Genomic DNA, 19,026 nt, shown 5'->3' with positions numbered 1-19,026 from the left:
GAATATGGCTGGCTGTCAGGAAGACCTGGCAGCCAGCTTTTTTGCGAAAAAATGAAGCATTTCTACCTTTTTCTTTTCATCCGGCGGCATGCCGGAGGTGATGATGGAGATCAGGAGAGCTGTTTCCTGGTCAGTGAAGGTGATATAATTTTTCCGGGCATCGGCCTGAAGTGAGAGCAGGGCAGGCAGCAATTCGGATTTCGACCGGGCAGAAATCTGTGCCGCGATTTTTTCTATGTACTGAAGTTTGACCGGATCCATCCCGGCCAGTCTCGGATCATTTTTCCATTCGTCTGGATTCATAATACCTCCTTCATGATCTGAAAGTTTTCCAGCATCTCAATCATTTCCCGTTCTCTTGGACCGGCATAGGGCTTGATAATCTGCAGAAGCTGTATGGGGGTAGCGGGCTTTGGCGTGGAGGGAGAAAGACCCATGGCAGAAATCTCCTCGCCGTCAAAGAGAGACTGGGCACGCTGCAGCTCCTGTATCTTAACCAGGAGAGAGACTGCACGCTGCTGGGAAACCGGAAGATAGGGGATTGCTGCTTTCAGCATCTGAAGCTTCGGATCAGCAGTCAGATAATCAAAGTCCGTCAGCTTGAACTGGTTTTCATTCTTTTCCTTCATGGAAGGGATCCTTGTTCTTTTTGAAACAGTATATGCGGGGGCGGTTCATATCATGCTGCGGTTGGCGCGCATAGTATAAAGTGTAAGACGAAATGCCGTAAAGAAGGCTGCGTGTTACTGTCTGCATAGCGGCCTCAAAGAAAAACGGCGACAGGAGCGAGGTAACATGAAAACAAGACTGGTCATAGATGGAAATGCGGTATATGAGATCGATGAGGAATGTGAGGCATGTCTCTGCCGGGAAAGCTCACACGCGGAAACGGATAAGCGGATTGGAAAAATGGAAAAGCGAGAAACGGAGGAGGCAGACTCCTGAAATCGGATGCTATAGATAGAAAAAACTCCCCCTCAGTCTGTGAGGGGGAGTTTTGCGTATCTGCACTGTTTAACAGAAGCTGCCGCATCCACTGTTGCCGCCGCAGCAGCATAACAGCAGAATGATCCAGATCCAGTTACAGCTGTTATTATGTTCGCATCCACATCCGGAACCAAAACCGTTGCCGCCGCAGCAGCACAAAATCAGGATCAGCCAGATGATGTTGCAGCCGTTTCCTCCTGAATTGCAGTCACATCCGCATCCGCAGTTTGTAGCAGCCAGATCGCTCATATGAAAAACCTCCGAAAAGATATTTACAATCCATCATATGAACGGCGGCCTGTCAGTGTTTCCGCTTTTTGAAAAAGAATGTTCCGTGGAATATCCCGGCGGAAAAATTATTCACCCTGATACATGTATTTGATCAGGCGCTCAATGTCGTCCTTATCCTGTGCTACGATATCAAGCTCCTTAATGAAACCGTTGGAGAACATGGTAGCCATGGAAAGGTACTGGGACAGCTTGGATTTTAAGTTGATGCGGTCGCCCTCCGGAGATACCAGCTCAACCGGTCCCTTGCACTGATCTACAATCTTAAAGAAGCTTTCTACATCGTTGATATTCTGAATTTTCATTTAGGATTCCTCCTTTGTTTGATGAATGACTTGGTTATCTTTTTGACAAATAAAAGTATAGCAAAAGTTTAACAATCCTGCAAGCGCCAGAATTTCCAAAAAATGTATGAGATAAAATACAGATTCAATGCAGAAATACAAGGGCGGGACAGAGGACAATGAAAAAACATCGTCAAAAAACATAATAAAAATTTCACTGTTTTTTCAAAAAATTAGTGGTTCTTTTTTTGAATGGATATGCTATACTGTTTTAGTGCATATTTGCGATGAGATTAATAATATAGAAGAAACACAGGTGAAATCATGAATCAGTATGAGAATGGCAGAAATTCCGGAACAGGGCGCTCCAGGGCCAGGAGTACATCTTATTCCGGCAGCGGAAGAAGTACTTCTGCTGGGAGACAGACAAGAACAGCGGCCGGAAGCGGGAAAGGCAGCGCCTCATCTTCCCGGAGTACTTCCACAAGGAGCACTGCCGGCAGAGGCAGTTCAGGAAGCAGTGTAAGGCGGACTTCAGGAAACAGCAGGTCTGCTTCCTCACGCTCCGGATATTATTATAATGAAGCAAGGCCTTCTTCTTCCGGCCGGCATGGAGGAAGACGCGGCGGTCCGGATTTTGGAAAACTCGCGATTGGCGGCGTGATCCTGATCCTGGCAATTTTCTGCGTTACATTTCTTATAAAGAAAGCAGCCGGTTCCGGAAAAGCGGATACAGAACAAGAAACAGAAATCACGGTTCCTGAGACAGAACTGGAAAAAGAGGTTACGGTAGACGGCATCAACATCACCGGCATGTCCAGAGATGAGGCTAAAGCGGCAATCCTTAAGGATTTTCCGTGGGGAATGAAGGTTACCTGGCAGGATCAGAGCTATGATGTGAATGACCTTATGGCAGAAAAGGTGGATTCCCTGCTGCAGGAAATTTACACCGGTGAGCCGAAGGAAAGCTATACGCTGGATACGGCAGGCCTGGAAGATGCGGCAGCAAAGGAAGCGGAAACGGTTGCCGGTCTCTGGAATAAGAAAGCAAAGAACGGCAGTATTTCCGAGTATGATGCATCCTCTGACAAGTTCTTATTTAAGGGAGCAGAAAACGGACTGGCCGTAGATCAGGAAAAGTTAAAGACAGATATTATTGCAGCTTTAAGCCGCAAGGACTTTACGGCCACCATTGCCGCAACGGTTAATGAGGTGGAGCCGGAGTTTTCTGAGGCAGCTGCAAGAGAAAAATACAAGACCATCGGAACCTTTACCACCAATACTACTTCTAATCAGAAGCGAAACACCAATGTGAAGCTGGCGGCTAAGGCTATCAATGGAATTGTACTTCAGCCGGGTGAAGAATTTTCGTTTAATAACCGTGTCGGCGAGCGTACAGAGGCAAAGGGCTATCAGGCAGCTGCTGCATATAACAATGGTGAGGTTGTACAGGAAATCGGCGGCGGTGTATGCCAGGTTTCTTCCACAATGTACAATGCAGTAGTAAAGGCAGGACTGAAAACAACCATGCGCCGATCCCATACCTTTGAACCATCCTATGTAACTCCGGGAACAGATGCAACGGTAAGCTGGGGTGGTCCGGACTACAAGTTTGTGAACAATTCCAGTGCAGCCATCGGTATCCGCGCAAGCTATTACAACCAGACCTGTACCGTATCCATTTATGGAATTCCGGTTCTGGAAGACGGTGTGACTCATTCCCTGAAGTCCACCAAACTCAGCGAGACGGACCCGCCTGCCCCGACTTACGAGGAAGATCCGACACTGGCTCCGGGAGCAGAGAAGGTAAAGAGCAACGGCAGCAAGGGCAGCAAGTGGGAAACCCGCCTGATCGTTGCCAAGAATGGTGAGGTGGTAAGCCAGGATGTGGATCACAGCGTTACTTATAAGGGACATACCCCTGTTATCTTAAGAAACAGTACCGGAACCACTGCGGCAGGAACTACCATGGAAGGAGATAGTTCTGCTGCATCCTCCGCAGAACTGACAGGAGAAACTACGGTGGCTGAGAACCACAAGACAAGTGAGTCTGCGACTACGGCAGCTTCTCATGGCGCAGCAGCTGATAAGACCACGGCAGCAGACAAGATCACAGCGGCAGAGACGACTGCAGCGGCAGCTACAACAGCGGCTTCCCAGCAGCCGGGTTCCCATCCGACTGCGGCAGGTTCCGGTAATAGCTCCGGCAATGCGCCGACTGCGGCAGACAGCGGAAACGCGCCTACCATCGCGCCAAATCCGGGTGCCTGAAATCGAAATCAGGTTTATTGAGAAAATGTAAATTATTTCACAAAACAGGAGTGCTTTTCGCAGGCACTCCTGTTTCTTTTTCTGACAAAAGCAGCACAAATAAGCGCTTGCTAACTTACATTTTGTGCGGATTGTATGCAAAATAATACGCGGATTTTCTGTTTTCGTGTTTGCAAAACGATAAAAAGTTGCTATAATAAACACAGGTCAGTCTCCTTATGCGGGGAGACTTCACTTTCCGGCGCAATTTTTGCCTGGAAACTTCCTGGCTTTTTGCCAGGTTAAAAGCATATTCACATTTGTAGGAGGATAATCAAATGGCAAGAAAAATGAAAACCATGGATGGTAATCAGGCCGCTGCTCATGCTTCATATGCATTTACTGAAGTTGCTGCTATGTACCCGATTACTCCGTCTTCCGTAATGCCTGAGCATACGGATGAGTGGGCTACTGAAGGCAGAAAGAACATCTTCGGCCGTACAGTACAGATCACTGAGATGCAGTCCGAGGCTGGTGCAGCTGGTGCTGTTCACGGTTCTCTGGTAGCAGGCGCTCTGACCACTACCTATACCGCTTCCCAGGGTCTTCTTCTGATGATCCCGGATCTGTACAAAATCGCTGGTGAGCAGTTACCGGGCGTTATCGATGTATCTGCACGTGCAGTATCTTCTCACGCTCTGAACATCTTCGGTGATCATTCCGACGTTTATGCATGCCGTCAGACCGGCTGCGCTATGCTGTGTGAGTCCAGCGTACAGGAAGTTATGGACTTAACTCCGGTTGCTCATCTGTCTGCAATCAAGGGTAAGGTTCCGTTCATCAACTTCTTCGATGGATTCCGTACCTCTCACGAGATCCAGAAGATCGAGGAGTGGGATTACGATGATCTGGCTGAGATGGCTGACTGGGATGCAATTGCAGAGTATCGTGCAAAAGCATTAAACCCGAACAACCCGTCCCAGAAAGGTTCTGCACAGAACCCGGATATCTTCTTCCAGGCTCGTGAGGCATGTAACTCTTACTACGATGCTCTTCCGGGCGTTGTACAGATGTACATGGACAAAGTTAATGCTAAGATCGGTACCGACTACAAACTGTTTAACTACTACGGTGCTGAGGATGCTGAGCAGGTTATCATCGCTATGGGTTCCGTTAACGATACCATCGAGGAGACCATCGATTACATGAGAAAGACCACCGGCGCTAAAGTTGGTGTTGTAAAAGTTCGTCTGTACAGACCGTTCTGCGCAGAGGCTCTGATCGATGTTATCCCGGATACCGTTAAGAAGATCACTGTTCTTGACAGAACCAAAGAGCCGGGTTCCTTAGGCGAGCCGTTATACCTGGATGTTGTTGCAGCATTAAAGGGCAGCAAGTTCGACCAGGCTGAGATCTTCTCCGGCCGTTATGGTCTTGGTTCCAAAGATACCACTCCGTCTCAGATCGTTGCTATTTATGAGAACAGCACCATCAAGAGATTTACCACCGGTATCGTAGATGATGTTACCAATCTGTCCCTGCCGGTAGGCGCTCCGCTTGTTACCACTCCGGAAGGAACCACCAACTGTAAGTTCTGGGGTCTGGGCGCAGACGGTACCGTAGGTGCTAACAAGAACTCCATCAAGATCATCGGTGACAATACCGATATGTACGCACAGGCTTACTTCGATTATGACTCCAAGAAATCCGGCGGTGTTACCATGTCTCACCTTCGTTTCGGTCATAAGAAGATCAAATCCACCTACCTGATCCATCAGGCAAACTTCGTAGCATGCCACAACCCGGCATACGTTCGTAAGTACAACATGGTTCAGGAGCTGGTTGACGGCGGTACTTTCCTGTTAAACTGCCCGTGGACTCACGAGGAGCTGGACAAGCACCTTCCGGGACAGATGAAGAAATTCATCGCTGACCACAACATCAACTTCTACACCATCGACGGTGTTAAGATCGGTATCGAGACCGGCATGGGCCCGACCCGTATCAACACCATCTTACAGTCCGCATTCTTCAAACTGACCGGTATCATTCCGGAGGAGAAAGCAATTGACCTGATGAAGGCTGCTGCTCAGAAGACCTACGGCCGTAAGGGTGAGGACGTTGTTAAAAAGAACTGGGCTGCTATCGATGCTGGTGCTACTGGCGTTGTTAAGGTAGAGGTTCCGGAGAGCTGGAAGAACTGCGAGGATGAGGGCCTTGATTACAAGACCGTTTCCGGCGACAGAAAAGACGTTGTTGATTTCGTTAACAACATCCAGACCAAAGTCAGCGCTCAGGAAGGTAACAACTTACCGGTATCTGCATTCAAAGAGTATGTAGATGGTAACACCCCGTCCGGTTCTGCTGCATTCGAGAAACGTGGTATCGCTGTAGACGTTCCGGTATGGAATTCCGAGAACTGTATCCAGTGTAACTTCTGTTCTTATGTCTGCCCGCACGCTGCAATCCGTCCGGTTGCTATGACCGAGGAAGAGGCTGCTAAGGTTGAGGGCGCTACCTTACCGTTAACTGGTATGCCGCAGTACAAGTTCACCATCGCTGTATCTGCACTTGACTGTACCGGTTGTGGTTCCTGTGCAAACGTATGTCCTGGCAAGAAGGGCGAGAAAGCTCTTACCATGGATAAGCTTGACAAGCACCTTGACGAGCAGAAGACCTTTGATTATACAGTAACCCTGCCGATCAAAGAGGATGTTGTTGCTAAATTCAAAGAGACCACTGTTAAGGGTTCCCAGTTCAAACAGCCGTTACTTGAGTTCTCCGGCGCATGTGCTGGATGTGGTGAGACTCCGTACGCTAAGCTGATCACCCAGCTGTTCGGTGACAGAATGTACATCTCCAACGCAACCGGATGTTCTTCTATCTGGGGTAACTCTTCACCGTCTACTCCTTACACCGTAAACGCTAAGGGCCAGGGTCCGGCATGGGATAACTCCCTGTTCGAGGATGCTGCAGAGTTTGGTTACGGTATGTTACTGGCTCAGAACGCAATCCGTGATGAGTTAAAGGAGAAGGTAGAGCAGGTTGCAGCAAACGAGAACGCTTCTGAGGAAGTTAAGGCTGCATGCAAAGAGTACTTAGATACCTTCACCGTAGGTGCTACCAATGGTACTGCTACCGATAAGTTAGTTGCAGCTCTGGAAGGCATTGACTGCCCGACCTGCAAGTACATCGTAGCAAACAAGAACTATCTGGCTAAGAAGTCCCAGTGGGTATTCGGTGGTGACGGATGGGCTTACGATATCGGCTTCGGCGGCGTAGATCATATCCTTGCTTCCGGTAAGGACATCAACGTTATGGTATTCGATACCGAGGTTTACTCCAACACCGGCGGTCAGTCCTCTAAGGCTACCAAGACTGGTGCTGTAGCTCAGTTCGCAGCTGGCGGTAAAGAGACCAAGAAGAAAGATCTTGCAAGCATCGCAATGTCTTACGGCTATGTATACGTAGCTCAGATCTCCATGGGTGCTGATTACGCTCAGACTGTTAAGGCTATCGCTGAGGCAGAGGCATATCCGGGTCCGTCCCTGATCATGGCTTACGCTCCGTGTATCAACCATGGTATCAAGAAGGGCATGAGCAAAGCTCAGACCGAGGAGAAACTGGCAGTTGAGACCGGTTACTGGAACAACTTCCGTTACAACCCGGCTGCTGAGAAGAAGTTCAGCCTGGACAGCAAGGCTCCGAACATGGAAGGCTATCAGGACTTCCTGAAGGGCGAGGTTCGTTACGCATCTCTGGCTATGAAGAATCCGGAGAGAGCAGCTACCCTGTTCGCTAGAAACGAGGCAGAGGCTAAGGAGCGTTACGAGTACCTGACCAAGCTGGTTAAGCTGTACGGTGACGACAACGAGTAATCGTTCGTGAGAAATTCAATATAAATCGTTCATAGCTGTCCCGGTCCGCCGGGCAGCATGAGCGGGTCAGTTCCGGATGGAATGACTTGTGCTGTAGCGGAAAAAAGCTCCCGGCCTGCGAAAGCAGGTTCGGGAGCTTTTTTGTACAGATGGAATCAGGAAACGCCAGTCGAAAAATGCAGGGGACCAGAGCATTTTTTGACTGGCGTTTCCAGTAACTGTATCATTTAGGCGAAAAGTGCACCAAGCAGTCCGTAGGATAAAAGAGACATAATCACGGTAGCCATGATAATTCCAATTAGGATGGCACCGATGGCTTTGCCGAATTTCATGTGGAGAAGAGCGGCCACCAGGGAGCCGGTCCATGCACCGGTGCCAGGAAGCGGGATGCCTACAAAAAGAACCAGGCCCCAGAATCCGAATTTTTCAATCTGTCCCTTGTTTTTATCGGCTTTTTGCCGGATCAGAATAGCAAACTTTCCAAGTCCGGGAATGCGTTCCATGACATTCAGGATTTTTTCAATGAGCAGCAGGATGAATGGAATCGGGAGCAGATTTCCAATCACGCAGATGGGAATGGCCCGCAGGATCGGAACATTCAAGAGGGCAGGGGAGGCAGCGAGCAGTCCGCCTCGCAGCTCCAGAATCGGGATCATGGAGATGATAAAGATGATCACTTCGCCGGATACTTTTCCCCCAAGCAGGGAAGCAAGTCCCTGTACCAGAGTATCAGTCATAACATATCCTCACTTTTCTGTATGGAATTGTGTGAATTTGCCGGAAAATCAGGATATATCCTGCAATAGCGCCGGCAAAAAAGACACATACGTTTTATTATAGGAGAAAGTACAGAAAAATTCAATTGCTTCCGCAGATTCGTTTATAAAAAAAACTATGTTGATTTTCCCCAGAATATGCTAAAATGTAACGAGTGCAAGAGAGCCATAAGCATGCTTGCATGCTTATGGCGAACGACGAGGCAATCGAGTGACGAAGTCACGAGAACGAGTGCAAGAGAGAAAGGACAGGCAATAAGCTATGAAGCGGTTGTGGAAGATACTGGGGATTCTGTTAGGAACGGCATTACTGCTCAATGTGGTAACAGAGATTTTGAACCGAAAATCCTTTGTGGGAACAGTTCGTTTTATGATTCATGCGCCGATGGTATTCTTGCTGGATACGCTGCTGCTTCTGACCCCGTTTCTGCTGGTATTTTTTACAAAACGCAAAGTGTTTTTGGCAGTTGTACTTTTTGTGACCGGATTTACTGCGGCAATTACCAACAGTGTGCTTCTGGTGTTCCGGACAACACCGTTTACCGCGGCAGATCTTCGCCTGGTGAAATATGCGGCAACACTTCTGACAACCTATCTTACCTGGTGGCAGATTATTCTGATGGCGGGGGCTGCTGTGGCAGCTATCCTTTTTTGCGTGCTGCTCTGGCGAAAGGCACCGGTGGATCAGCATAAAGTAAACTTTACGGAGTCCGGCTGTGTGGCTGCTGTAACCATGCTGGTAATCTGGGGGACACTGAATTTTTCAGTTGCATCCGGCCGTGTGGCACTTCATTTTGGAAACATCGGCCAGGCCTACAAGGATTATGGAGTGGCGTACTGTTTTGCCAACTCTTTGTTGAATACCGGGATTGACAAGCCAGACGGTTATGACATAGAAGCGGTGGATCAGCTTGAGAGCGAGGAGCAGACTCAGGCAGAGGTTCCGAAAACCATAGAAGGACGTTATCCGAATATCATCATGCTTCAGCTGGAATCCTTTTTTGATCCGACACTATGGCGGAATAATCCGGTGCAGGGTGATCCCATTCCGATGTTCCATTTCCTGGAACGAAATTTCCCATCCGGATATTTAAGTGTTCCGTCTGTAGGAGCCGGCACAGCCAATACAGAGTTTGAATGTATCAGTGCCATGAATCTGGATTTCTTCGGCCCGGGTGAATATCCGTACAAGACAATCCTGCAGAAAACGGCCTGCGAGAGTATGGCCTTTGATATGAAAAATCTGGGCTACAAGGCTCATGCGGTGCATAATAATGAGGCAACCTTCTATGACCGCCACAAGGTATTTGCCCAGCTTGGATTTGATACGTTTACCCCCATCGAATACATGTATGACATTGAGCGGAATCCGACTGGCTGGTGTAAGGACAAGGTGCTGGTGGGAGAAATTGAAAAGGTGCTGGATTCCACGATCGGAAGTGATTTTGTATACACGATTTCCGTGCAGGGGCATGGAAAATATCCGTCTTTTGAGTATTACTGCGAGCAGATCCATGAGATGGATGAATTTGTGGGGCAGCTGATCAATATGCTGAATACCCGTATGGAACCGACCGTTCTGGTGCTGTATGGAGACCACCTGCCGGGTTTTGAGTGGACAGCTCAGGAGATGGAGAATGAAAGCCTCTTCCAGACAAAATATGTTGTGTGGAACAATGTGAATCTCCCGGCGGTGAAACGGAATGTAGAGGCATACCAGCTTGCGGCGCATGTGCTGAATATGCTGGATATCCATGAAGGAACCATGCTGCGTTTTCATCAGCGGCATCTGGATGCCCGGGATACGGATACCCAGAGCTACCTGGATGCGATGAAGCTCCTCCAGTATGATATCCTGTATGGTGATCATGAGGTTTATGGAGGAGAATCTCCGTATCAGGCAACACAGCTGGAGTTTGGGGTTACACCGATCATCCAGGGAACCACGGTGCATAATACGGATCAGGTGATCGAATTCGGAGGACCGTTCAACAGCTGGTCTAAGATCTGCGTGAACGGGAAGGCCGCAGATACCCAGTATTATTCAAAGACCAGGCTGATCGCAAAGGGTGTGGAACCAAAAGAAAAAGAAGAAATTACAGTACAGCAGGTGGGACGCGATAAGATCCATCTTGGAACGGCAAGAAAGAAACAATAAATGATACCGGAAGAAGAGCAGTAGACAGGAGACTAGAACTATGAATATTCAGGAAGAATGGGAACTGTATAAGCCGAAAAAGAAGACCTGGGGACGTTTTCTGCGGGTAATATTCGGGCGAACCACATTTGTGATCACGGCCCTTCTGATCCAGCTTGTGATCCTCTGCCTGAGCTTTCAGTGGCTGCGGGAACATGTATTTTACCTGTATGGCGGTTTTGTTGGACTGAGTGCGGTTGTTGTGATCTACATTATTAATAAAAACCAGAATCCGTCTTATCAGCTCTCCTGGATCATTCCTGTGCTGGTGTTTCCGGTGTTCGGCGCATTGTTTTATCTGTTTGTGGAGACACAGCCGGGAACTAGGGCCATTGACCGGAGACTGAAAGAAATTATAAAGGAAACGGAACCGATGTTGAGACAGCGGCCGGAGGTTATGGAACGTCTGTACCGTGAGAGCCGGGGAACTGCGCGGCTGGCCTACTATATGAACAGGTATGGAGGATATCCAATCTGGGAAAACACCAGCGCACAGTATTTTCCGCTGGGAGATGACATGTATCCGGTGCTTCTGGAGGAACTGAGAAAAGCAGAGCGTTATATTTTCATGGAATATTTTATCGTGGAAAAGGGCGAAATGTGGGACAGTATTCTGGAAATCCTGAAAGAGAAGGCGGCCGCCGGTGTGGAAGTGCGTTTTATGTACGATGGCATGTGCAGTCTTACCCTGATGCCTTACGGATATCCAAAGCAGCTGGAAAAATACGGAATCCACTGCAAGATGTTTTCTCCGGTGCGTCCGGTCCTTTCTTCCTATCAGAATAACCGTGACCATCGTAAGATCACAGTCATTGATGGCCACACTGCCTTTACCGGCGGAGTGAATCTGGCAGACGAGTACATTAACCGCAAGGTGCGGTTTGGGCACTGGAAGGATACAGCCATTATGCTGAAGGGTGATGCGGCCACCGGATTTCTGATGATGTTTCTGCAGATGTGGAATATTACGGAACACCGGACGGATGATTATGCCCGGTATCTGTACCGGCCGGCTGCTTCAAACCCGAAAGAGCCGGACGGTACCGGCTTTGTGATGCCATACGGGGACAGTCCGCTGGATAACGAGACAGTAGGACAGCATGTTTATATGGATATCTTAAACGAATCCCGCTATTATGTGCATATCATGACACCGTATCTGATCCTGGACAGTGATATGATCACTTCACTGACGTTTGCGGCAAAGCGCGGTATTGAGACGATCATCATCATGCCGCATATTCCGGACAAGATCTATGCGTACCTCCTGGCCCGGTCTTATTACGCGGAGCTTCTTCAGGCCGGCGTGAAGATCTATGAGTATATGCCTGGGTTTGTACATGCCAAGGTATTTACCAGTGATAACACGAAAGCCGTGGTAGGTTCCATTAACATGGACTACCGGAGCCTGCATCTGCATTTTGAGTGCGCCGTGTACCTGTTCAGGAATCCGGCTGTACAGCAGGCCGAAGCCGACTTCCAGGAAACTCTGAAACACTGTCAGGAGATCACCCTGGAAGACTGCAGAACTTATCCGATGCCGAAGAAGATCGCGGGTAAGGTGCTGCGGCTGTTTGCGCCGTTGATGTAAAATTTAGTAATGCCGTACCTCTGCGGCTGACCGGATCTTCTGAATGACAGGTTCGGCGGCCTCGGAGGTGAAATACCGGAAGGTGCATGCTGGCACCTTCTTTTTTAGTGCTTCAAAGTTGCCGTCTCTGATCAGGCAGCGGACCTCGGAGGCACTGATGGCACCGTCCTCATCGGCCTTTCGCGGAATGACATGGCAGTTAAGTCCTGCGGATGCCAGTTCTTCTGCCATCACCTGATTGTAGATTCCGGTTACCTGGCTGAAGGGTTCTTCGCCCACGAATCGGTCGGTCACGGACAGGGCCTTGGCAATGCGCAGAAAGACCTGAATATCTAGCTTAGCGTGGGAGCGGATGACGGTGTCGGAGTCTTTTAAAAAGTAGGATGGAAAGGTGGCGTTGGAAATCATGTAGGGGCCGGTTTCGTGGCAGATCACATTTGGAAGATCTGCAGAGCCCTCTGCCACCAGCTGTCTGCGGACGGAGAAGGGAACGAGAGAGGCATCTTCGGATACCACAAACACATGCAGCAGATCTACTGCGGCTGCAGCCTGTTCGACCAGATAGCGGTGGCCCAGGGTAAATGGGTTGGCATTCATGATGACGGCACCGATTTTCGCGTCCTGTTCTTTTTCACTTTCGAGGAAAGCAGAAGTTTCTCTCTGTAGACGTTTCAGGTAGTCAGAAAAGCCGGTCCTGCGGTTTTCCATGAAAACTACCTTGCCCTCTACCCGGGCAATCTCGTAAAAGCCCAGATCACCAAAGAAACGCGCAGTATTACATTTTGTATACAGAAAGAGACTGGTGTTGCCGCGGCTATACTGAAACTCGATCAGATGGGAGATGATCTGGTTCATCAGGCCTTCCCCCTGGTGTTCGGAAGAAACAGCCATGCAGCGCAGTGTGTTGGCAAAACAGGAGCCGGTTGCCACAAGATCGTAATTATCATCGAACAGTCCGATGCTGTAATCAAGATTTTTGTCCCGTTCGATTCCTTCATTTTCTAATAATGCGTTCATCTGGCGCACAGCGCGCTTATCGGTGGGTAAAATTCTGCTTACGGTATAGTCTGACATCATTCATAATTCCTCCGGATTTCATATTGCCCCTAGTATAACGCATTCGCGGAGAAAATGCGAATATATCCTGAGTTATGGGGGATATTTGTAAATATCTATAGTATGGAAGAAAAGGAGATCCTTATATGAATAACGAAGAAAATGTGAATCAGAACGATGCCCGGGCTATCCTGGATGGCAGCAACGGCAAACACAAAATCTGTCTGCTTTCCATTATCGGAGAAGTGGAAGGCCATGAAAACCTTTCCGGCAATACGAAAACCACCAAGTATGACCAGATCCTGCCAAAGCTGGCGCAGCTGGAAGATGACGACAGCGTGGAAGGCCTTCTGGTATTGCTAAATACTTCTGGAGGCGATGTAGATGCAGGCCTGGCGATTGCGGAGATGATCGCCTCTCTTTCCATGCCGACGGTATCACTGGTCCTGGGCGGCAGCCATTCCATCGGAGTGCCGCTTGCAGTGTCAACAGATCATTCCTTTATTGTGCCGACCGGGACCATGATGGTGCATCCGGTGCGGATGAGCGGGACCGTGATCGGAGCTTCCCAGACTTATGAGTATTTTGAGATGATCCAGGACCGGATCCTGACTTTTGTGAGTGAGCACGCAGAGATCGCCTACGATCAGGTGAAGAAGCTGATGCTGAACACGGAAATGCTGACGAAAGATCTCGGTACTGTGCTGGTAGGCCAGGATACGGTAAAGACCGGACTGATCGATGAGGTTGGAGGGATCCGGGAGGCACTTAGATATTTGTATCAGCAGATAGAAGCAGGAGCGTAAGCTCTGTCGGAAGCGTTTGGGGATCATGCAGGATCATGCGTCCGGTTTTACGTGGCTTGCATTTCCTGATATTTTTTTGTATACTAACTACATTGGGAAAGAGGAGGCCGAAGTTTGTGGCAGCGAAGAAACAGCAAAACCGAGTAAATTCAGACAGAACGGGAAAAGCGGCAGGCAGCAGAAAGTCTGTGCGTTCCGGGGCACAGGGGGCGTCAGAAGGACGCAAACCGGGCAGACCGAGACGGGTTCAGGAGCCGGAACCGGAGCAGGAGGGACTGCTCCGTGCAGAGGTCATTGTGTTAGGGTCATTTGCTCTGGCTGTGCTTTTATTTTTGAGCAATTTTCATTTATGCGGATTTGCAGGTGATTTCTTAAGAGGAATCCAGCTTGGCCTGTTTGGCCTTCCGGGCTATGTGGCTCCGCTGGTTCTCTTTATCGGAACCTGCTTCTATCAGGCCAACCGCGAAAACCGGATTGTACTGCAAAAGACCATTGCAACGGCCGCAGCATTTTTCCTGCTATGTGGTTTCTCACAGATGATGTTTGGGCAGCAGCCGGAAGCAGGAAAAGGCATTTTTGAATATTACCGCTTTTCAGCGGCATCCGGTATGGGCGGCGGTCTGTTTGGCGGCCTGCTGTTTGGCGGAATCCGTGCATTTATCGGAAGCATCGGAGCATTTCTGGTCATGGCGGTTGGAATGATCATCTGCATGGTGTGCATCACCCAGCGCTCTTTTGTGAAAGCGGTAAAACGTCACAGCGATGTGGCCTATCAGCATGCAAGAGAAGATATGGAGCGGCGCCGTGAGCTTTATGCCGAGCGTCAGGAAGAACGAAGGCGTCTTCGGGAGGAGCAGCGGGTGCGGGGCGTGAATTTGGGTTCCACGAAGCTGTCAGCTTCTGACAATGAAGATGCAGTGGATATGCCGCAAGAAGGCTTCGAAGATGGCTGGGATGGCAGCAATGAAGAAGATTACGGGAAAAGCAGTGAAGATGGCGGCAGCGCAGAGCTGCAGGCCGGCAGTCAGGCTGCGGATGAGGCGTCAGAGGAGGCTCCGGCTCCCGGAACATCGCGCGGGCGGCGCCTGTTTCCTGAGGAAGCCATGGAACCGGATCTGTCGGATATTTTTACAGGCAGTATTACCATGCCGGAAGATGACTATGATCTGGAGGCAGCGGCAAAGCGCCTGACGGAGTCCGGTTTTGGACAGTTTGAACAGGCGGGTGAGGTTTTTACCGGCGGTGCCAGAAGACTGGATGAAGAATCCGCGGTGAATCCGGCGCATGATCAGACAGCGCAGTCAGAGCATCAGCGGGAACCGGAGCAGATTCAGGATGAGGCTCCGTGGGATGAGCCTGCAAAAGCAGAACATGAGGAGTGTACATATACCCGACCGCAGGATCCTGCATGGCAGGAGGCAGCCCCGGAGGAGTATCTTCCGGAGCCGGATGTGGCATACACTGTGAAGACGGAGCAGAACACCGATTTCGCAATCCCGGAAGGAAACAAGCATGTGGTAACAGCCGGCGGCAAGGTGATCGATACCGATACCGAGGCTCTTCAGAAGAAGCTGGAGTCCGCAAAGAAAGCAGCGGCAGCGGAGAAATCAGAAGAAGCCGCAGACAGCGAAGTGGCCGTGGAGCAGCAGATCCGGGAACAGGCAGAGGAACCGAAGAAGGAATATATATTTCCGCCTCTCAGCCTCTTAAAGCGCGGCGGCAGAAGCTCCGGCGGTTATTCTGAGCAGGAGTACCGGGACACTGCCGTGAAGCTGCAGCAGACACTGCGAAACTTCGGCGTTGGTGTTACCGTGACCAACATCAGCTGCGGGCCATCGGTTACCCGCTACGAGCTTCACCCGGAGCAGGGAGTGAAGGTCAGCAAGATCGTGGGACTGGCCGATGACATCAAACTGAGCCTGGCTGCGGAGGACATCCGCATCGAGGCTCCGATCCCCGGAAAGTCTGCTGTGGGTATCGAGGTGCCGAATAAAGAGAAAACGTCCGTATTCCTGCGCGATCTGTTAGAATCCGATGCGTTCCAGAAGCATCCGTCCCGTCTGGCCTTTGCAGTCGGCAAGGATATCGGCGGTCAGGTTGTGGTGACCGATATCGCCAAGATGCCGCATCTTCTGATCGCGGGTGCTACAGGCTCCGGTAAGTCTGTCTGTATCAATACCATCATCATGAGCATCATCTACAAGGCAGATCCGGAGGATGTCAAGCTCATCATGGTAGACCCGAAGGTCGTAGAGCTCAGTGTATATAATGGTATCCCGCATCTTCTGATCCCGGTCGTGACAGATCCGAAGAAAGCCTCCGGCGCATTAAACTGGGCGGTAGCAGAGATGACAGACCGCTACAAAAAATTTGCCAGGTACGGTGTACGTGACCTGAAAGGCTACAATGCGAGAATTGACACTATTCAGGATATCGAAGATGAGAATAAACCGAAGAAGATGCCGCAGATCGTCATTATCGTGGACGAGCTGGCGGATCTGATGATGGTGGCTCCGGGTGAGGTGGAGGATGCCATCTGCCGTCTGGCCCAGCTGGCCCGTGCAGCAGGCATTCATCTGGTCATTGCGACCCAGAGACCGTCTGTCAATGTCATCACCGGTCTCATCAAGGCCAACGTGCCGTCGCGAATCGCGTTTTCAGTTTCTTCCGGCGTGGATTCCCGCACAATCATTGACATGAATGGTGCGGAAAAGCTGCTCGGAAAGGGCGACATGCTCTTTTATCCGGCAGGCTTCCCGAAGCCACAGCGTGTACAGGGCGCTTTTGTTTCGGATTCCGAAGTCCAGCAGGTGGTGGACTTCCTCACCGAGCAGGGGCTTACGGCCCAGTACAGCCCGGAGGTGGAAAACAGTATGAATTCGGCTCCTTCTGCCCAAGCATCCGGCCCGTCTAACAGCCGGGACGAGTACTTTGAGCAGGCAGGCCGTTTCATTATAGAAAAAGAAAAGGCATCCATTGGAATGCTGCAGCGTATGTTTAAGATTGGGTTCAACCGCGCCGCAAGGATCATGGACCAGCTGGCAGAGGCCGGTGTGGTCGGCGAGGAAGAGGGAACAAAGCCCCGCAAGGTCCTTATGACCATGGAAGAATTCGATCAGATCATTTAACCCAACACTACACACGAAAAGGGAGGATTCTGGCTATGAAAACAGATATCGAAATCGCGCAGGAGGCGGTAAAGCTTCCAATCAAAGAGGTTGCAGAGAGTTATGGTATTGTTGAGGATGATCTGGAACTGTATGGCAAGTACAAGGCAAAGATCACGGATGAACTATGGCAGCAGGTAAAAGACCGTCCGGACGGAAAACTGGTTCTGGTAACTGCCATCAACCCGACTCCGGCAGGAGAAGGAAAGACTACCACAAGCATCGGCCTGGCAGACGCTCTTACAAGACTTGGAAAAAAGACCATGATCGCACTTCGTGAGCCATCTCTGGGACCGTGCTTCGGTATTAAGGGCGGTGCCGCAGGCGGTGGATTTGCCCAGGTGGTTCCGATGGAAGATCTGAACCTTCATTTTACCGGAGATTTCCATGCCATCACTTCAGCCAACAACCTTCTGGCAGCACTTCTGGATAACCACATCCAGCAGGGAAACGCACTTCAGATCGACACAAGACAGATTCTCTGGAAACGCTGCCTGGATATGAACGACCGTGTGCTGCGCAATATCGTTGTCGGCCTTGGCGCGAAGGCAGACGGTGTGGTGCGTGAGGATCACTTTGTGATCACCGTAGCTTCCGAGATCATGGCAATCTTATGCCTGGCCAACGACATGAATGACTTAAAGAAACGTCTCGGCAAGATCATTGTTGCATATAATTATGCCGGAGAGCCGGTTACCGCAGCACAGTTAAACGCAGTGGGTGCCATGGCGGCCCTGTTAAAGGACGCGATCAAGCCGAATCTGATCCAGACTCTGGAGCATACCGGTGCACTGGTACACGGTGGACCGTTTGCAAACATTGCCCATGGCTGCAACAGTGTGCGCGCTACCAAGACAGCCTTAAAGCTGGCAGATGTTGTGATAACCGAGGCTGGCTTCGGTGCGGATCTGGGTGCAGAGAAATTCCTGGATATTAAATGCCGCAAGGCAGACTTAAAGCCGGATGCAGTAGTTCTGGTTGCAACTGTGCGTGCGCTGAAGTACAACGGCGGAGTGCCGAAGACGGAGCTTTCCGCAGAGAACCTGGATGCCTTAAAGAAGGGTATTGTGAATCTGGAGAAGCACATTGAAAATCTGCAGAAATTCGGTGTGCCGGTGGTAGTCACCTTAAACTCCTTTGTGACCGATACGGAAGCAGAGTATGCGTTTATCCGCGATTTCTGTGAGGAGCGCGGCTGTGAGTTCGCCCTTTCTGAGGTATGGGCAAAAGGCGGAGAGGGCGGAGAAGCTCTTGCCCAGAAGGTTCTGGATACCCTTGCAAATAAGGAGAGCCATTACCATGCCCTGTACCCGGATGAGATGAGCTTAAAGGATAAGGTAAAGACCATTGCCACCGAGATTTACGGCGCAGATGGTGTTTCCTACGCACCGGCTGCCTCTAAGGCGCTGGCGCGCATCGAGGAGATGGGCTTTGGCAATCTTCCGGTCTGCATGGCCAAAACCCAGTATTCTTTGTCTGACGACCAGACCAGGCTGGGACGTCCGACCGGCTTTACCATCAACGTACGTGATGCCTATGTATCTGCAGGCGCCGGTTTTGTGGTAGTACTGACGGGTGCTATCATGACGATGCCGGGACTGCCGAAGAGACCGGCAGCAGATGGCATTGATGTAGATGAAAACGGCATGATCACCGGATTATTCTAATAATAGAAGAAGGATCCGGCAGGCGCTGGTATCATAAGGGCCATGCCGGATCTGTTGACTGAGAAAGGATAGGCAAGAG

The 19,026-nt window shown here is 50.2% G+C and carries 14 protein-coding genes; 8 read left to right on the top strand and 6 right to left on the bottom strand.

The features are described from left to right. Positions 1-15: 15 nt before the first annotated feature. Both DW819_RS09555 and DW819_RS09550 read right to left on the bottom strand, forming a co-directional pair. Complete coding sequence (locus DW819_RS09555) at positions 16-303, bottom strand: hypothetical protein (protein WP_118733094.1); 288 nt, start codon at positions 301-303, stop codon at positions 16-18. Continuing rightward, entirely contained in the window at positions 300-629 is a 330-nt protein-coding gene (locus tag DW819_RS09550; protein WP_118733093.1) for a hypothetical protein, read from the bottom strand. The genes DW819_RS09555 and DW819_RS09550 overlap by 4 nt, the downstream gene beginning before the upstream one ends. A 166-nt stretch (positions 630-795) precedes the next feature. Here DW819_RS09550 and DW819_RS15690 point away from each other — a divergent pair, with 166 nt between their 5' ends. Beyond that, positions 796-945, top strand: coding sequence for a hypothetical protein (locus tag DW819_RS15690; protein ID WP_177304230.1), 150 nt, complete (start codon positions 796-798; stop codon positions 943-945). Between the two features lie 69 nt (positions 946-1,014). Here DW819_RS15690 and DW819_RS09545 read toward each other — a convergent pair whose 3' ends face one another. Together DW819_RS09545 and DW819_RS09540 are read right to left on the bottom strand one after the other, a co-directional pair. Beyond that, on the bottom strand, positions 1,015-1,236 hold the full coding sequence (locus tag DW819_RS09545) for a chorion class high-cysteine HCB protein 13 (protein ID WP_118733092.1): 222 nt from the start codon (positions 1,234-1,236) through the stop codon (positions 1,015-1,017). 107 nt (positions 1,237-1,343) lie between these two features. Further along, the gene (locus DW819_RS09540) at positions 1,344-1,580 is read right to left on the bottom strand and encodes a polya polymerase (protein WP_118733091.1); all 237 of its coding nucleotides are present in this window, start codon (positions 1,578-1,580) and stop codon (positions 1,344-1,346) included. A gap of 303 nt (positions 1,581-1,883) precedes the next feature. Between DW819_RS09540 and DW819_RS09530 the strand changes: the two genes are divergently transcribed. Further along, positions 1,884-3,830 (top strand): VanW family protein, encoded by a 1,947-nt coding sequence (locus DW819_RS09530; RefSeq protein ID WP_118733089.1) that lies wholly within the window; start codon positions 1,884-1,886, stop codon positions 3,828-3,830. A gap of 317 nt (positions 3,831-4,147) precedes the next feature. Next, positions 4,148-7,687, top strand: a complete 3,540-nt coding sequence (gene nifJ / locus DW819_RS09525) for a pyruvate:ferredoxin (flavodoxin) oxidoreductase (protein ID WP_118733088.1) — start codon at positions 4,148-4,150, stop codon at positions 7,685-7,687. Between the two features lie 227 nt (positions 7,688-7,914). Here nifJ and DW819_RS09520 read toward each other — a convergent pair whose 3' ends face one another. Beyond that, entirely contained in the window at positions 7,915-8,424 is a 510-nt protein-coding gene (locus tag DW819_RS09520) for a small multi-drug export protein (RefSeq protein WP_118733087.1), read from the bottom strand. 301 nt (positions 8,425-8,725) lie between these two features. Here DW819_RS09520 and DW819_RS09515 point away from each other — a divergent pair, with 301 nt between their 5' ends. Continuing rightward, the gene (locus tag DW819_RS09515) at positions 8,726-10,621 is read left to right on the top strand and encodes an LTA synthase family protein (protein WP_118733086.1); all 1,896 of its coding nucleotides are present in this window, start codon (positions 8,726-8,728) and stop codon (positions 10,619-10,621) included. A gap of 40 nt (positions 10,622-10,661) precedes the next feature. Continuing rightward, positions 10,662-12,251 carry a cardiolipin synthase gene (gene cls, locus DW819_RS09510; RefSeq protein WP_118733085.1) on the top strand — a complete coding sequence of 530 codons (1,590 nt, stop codon included), beginning with the start codon at positions 10,662-10,664 and terminating at the stop codon, positions 12,249-12,251. A 3-nt stretch (positions 12,252-12,254) separates the two neighbouring features. Here the strand turns inward: cls and citC are convergent, their stop codons facing one another. After that, complete coding sequence (gene citC, locus DW819_RS09505) at positions 12,255-13,328, bottom strand: [citrate (pro-3S)-lyase] ligase (protein WP_347560195.1); 1,074 nt, start codon at positions 13,326-13,328, stop codon at positions 12,255-12,257. Positions 13,329-13,453: 125 nt separating this feature from the next. On the opposite strand from citC, the gene DW819_RS09500 reads away from it, so the two are divergent. From DW819_RS09500 to DW819_RS09490, 3 genes are all read left to right on the top strand, one after another. Continuing rightward, positions 13,454-14,113, top strand: coding sequence for an ATP-dependent Clp protease proteolytic subunit (locus DW819_RS09500; protein ID WP_118733084.1), 660 nt, complete (start codon positions 13,454-13,456; stop codon positions 14,111-14,113). A gap of 116 nt (positions 14,114-14,229) precedes the next feature. Next, a complete protein-coding gene (locus tag DW819_RS09495) occupies positions 14,230-17,241 on the top strand; it encodes a DNA translocase FtsK (protein WP_347560194.1) in 3,012 nt (1,003 codons plus the stop codon). Between the two features lie 35 nt (positions 17,242-17,276). After that, the gene (locus tag DW819_RS09490; RefSeq protein ID WP_118733083.1) at positions 17,277-18,947 is read left to right on the top strand and encodes a formate--tetrahydrofolate ligase; all 1,671 of its coding nucleotides are present in this window, start codon (positions 17,277-17,279) and stop codon (positions 18,945-18,947) included. Positions 18,948-19,026: the final 79 nt, after the last annotated feature.

This window comes from Clostridium sp. AM33-3, assembly GCF_003480315.1.
Taxonomy (GTDB): Bacteria; Bacillota; Clostridia; order Lachnospirales; family Lachnospiraceae; genus Brotaphodocola.
This window is presented reverse-complemented; position numbering and strand designations above follow the sequence as displayed.

What these genes read in the sequence shown, in the direction of transcription:
- DW819_RS09555 (WP_118733094.1), bottom strand. Translation starts at nt 303, where the DNA reads ATGAATCCAGACGAATGGAAAAATGATCCGAGACTGGCCGGGATGGAT.
- DW819_RS09550 (WP_118733093.1), bottom strand. Translation starts at nt 629, where the DNA reads ATGAAGGAAAAGAATGAAAACCAGTTCAAGCTGACGGACTTTGATTAT.
- DW819_RS15690 (WP_177304230.1), top strand. Translation starts at nt 796, where the DNA reads ATGAAAACAAGACTGGTCATAGATGGAAATGCGGTATATGAGATCGAT.
- DW819_RS09545 (WP_118733092.1), bottom strand. Translation starts at nt 1,236, where the DNA reads ATGAGCGATCTGGCTGCTACAAACTGCGGATGCGGATGTGACTGCAAT.
- DW819_RS09540 (WP_118733091.1), bottom strand. Translation starts at nt 1,580, where the DNA reads ATGAAAATTCAGAATATCAACGATGTAGAAAGCTTCTTTAAGATTGTA.
- DW819_RS09530 (WP_118733089.1), top strand. Translation starts at nt 1,884, where the DNA reads ATGAATCAGTATGAGAATGGCAGAAATTCCGGAACAGGGCGCTCCAGG.
- nifJ (WP_118733088.1), top strand. Translation starts at nt 4,148, where the DNA reads ATGGCAAGAAAAATGAAAACCATGGATGGTAATCAGGCCGCTGCTCAT.
- DW819_RS09520 (WP_118733087.1), bottom strand. Translation starts at nt 8,424, where the DNA reads ATGACTGATACTCTGGTACAGGGACTTGCTTCCCTGCTTGGGGGAAAA.
- DW819_RS09515 (WP_118733086.1), top strand. Translation starts at nt 8,726, where the DNA reads ATGAAGCGGTTGTGGAAGATACTGGGGATTCTGTTAGGAACGGCATTA.
- cls (WP_118733085.1), top strand. Translation starts at nt 10,662, where the DNA reads ATGAATATTCAGGAAGAATGGGAACTGTATAAGCCGAAAAAGAAGACC.
- citC (WP_347560195.1), bottom strand. Translation starts at nt 13,328, where the DNA reads ATGATGTCAGACTATACCGTAAGCAGAATTTTACCCACCGATAAGCGC.
- DW819_RS09500 (WP_118733084.1), top strand. Translation starts at nt 13,454, where the DNA reads ATGAATAACGAAGAAAATGTGAATCAGAACGATGCCCGGGCTATCCTG.
- DW819_RS09490 (WP_118733083.1), top strand. Translation starts at nt 17,277, where the DNA reads ATGAAAACAGATATCGAAATCGCGCAGGAGGCGGTAAAGCTTCCAATC.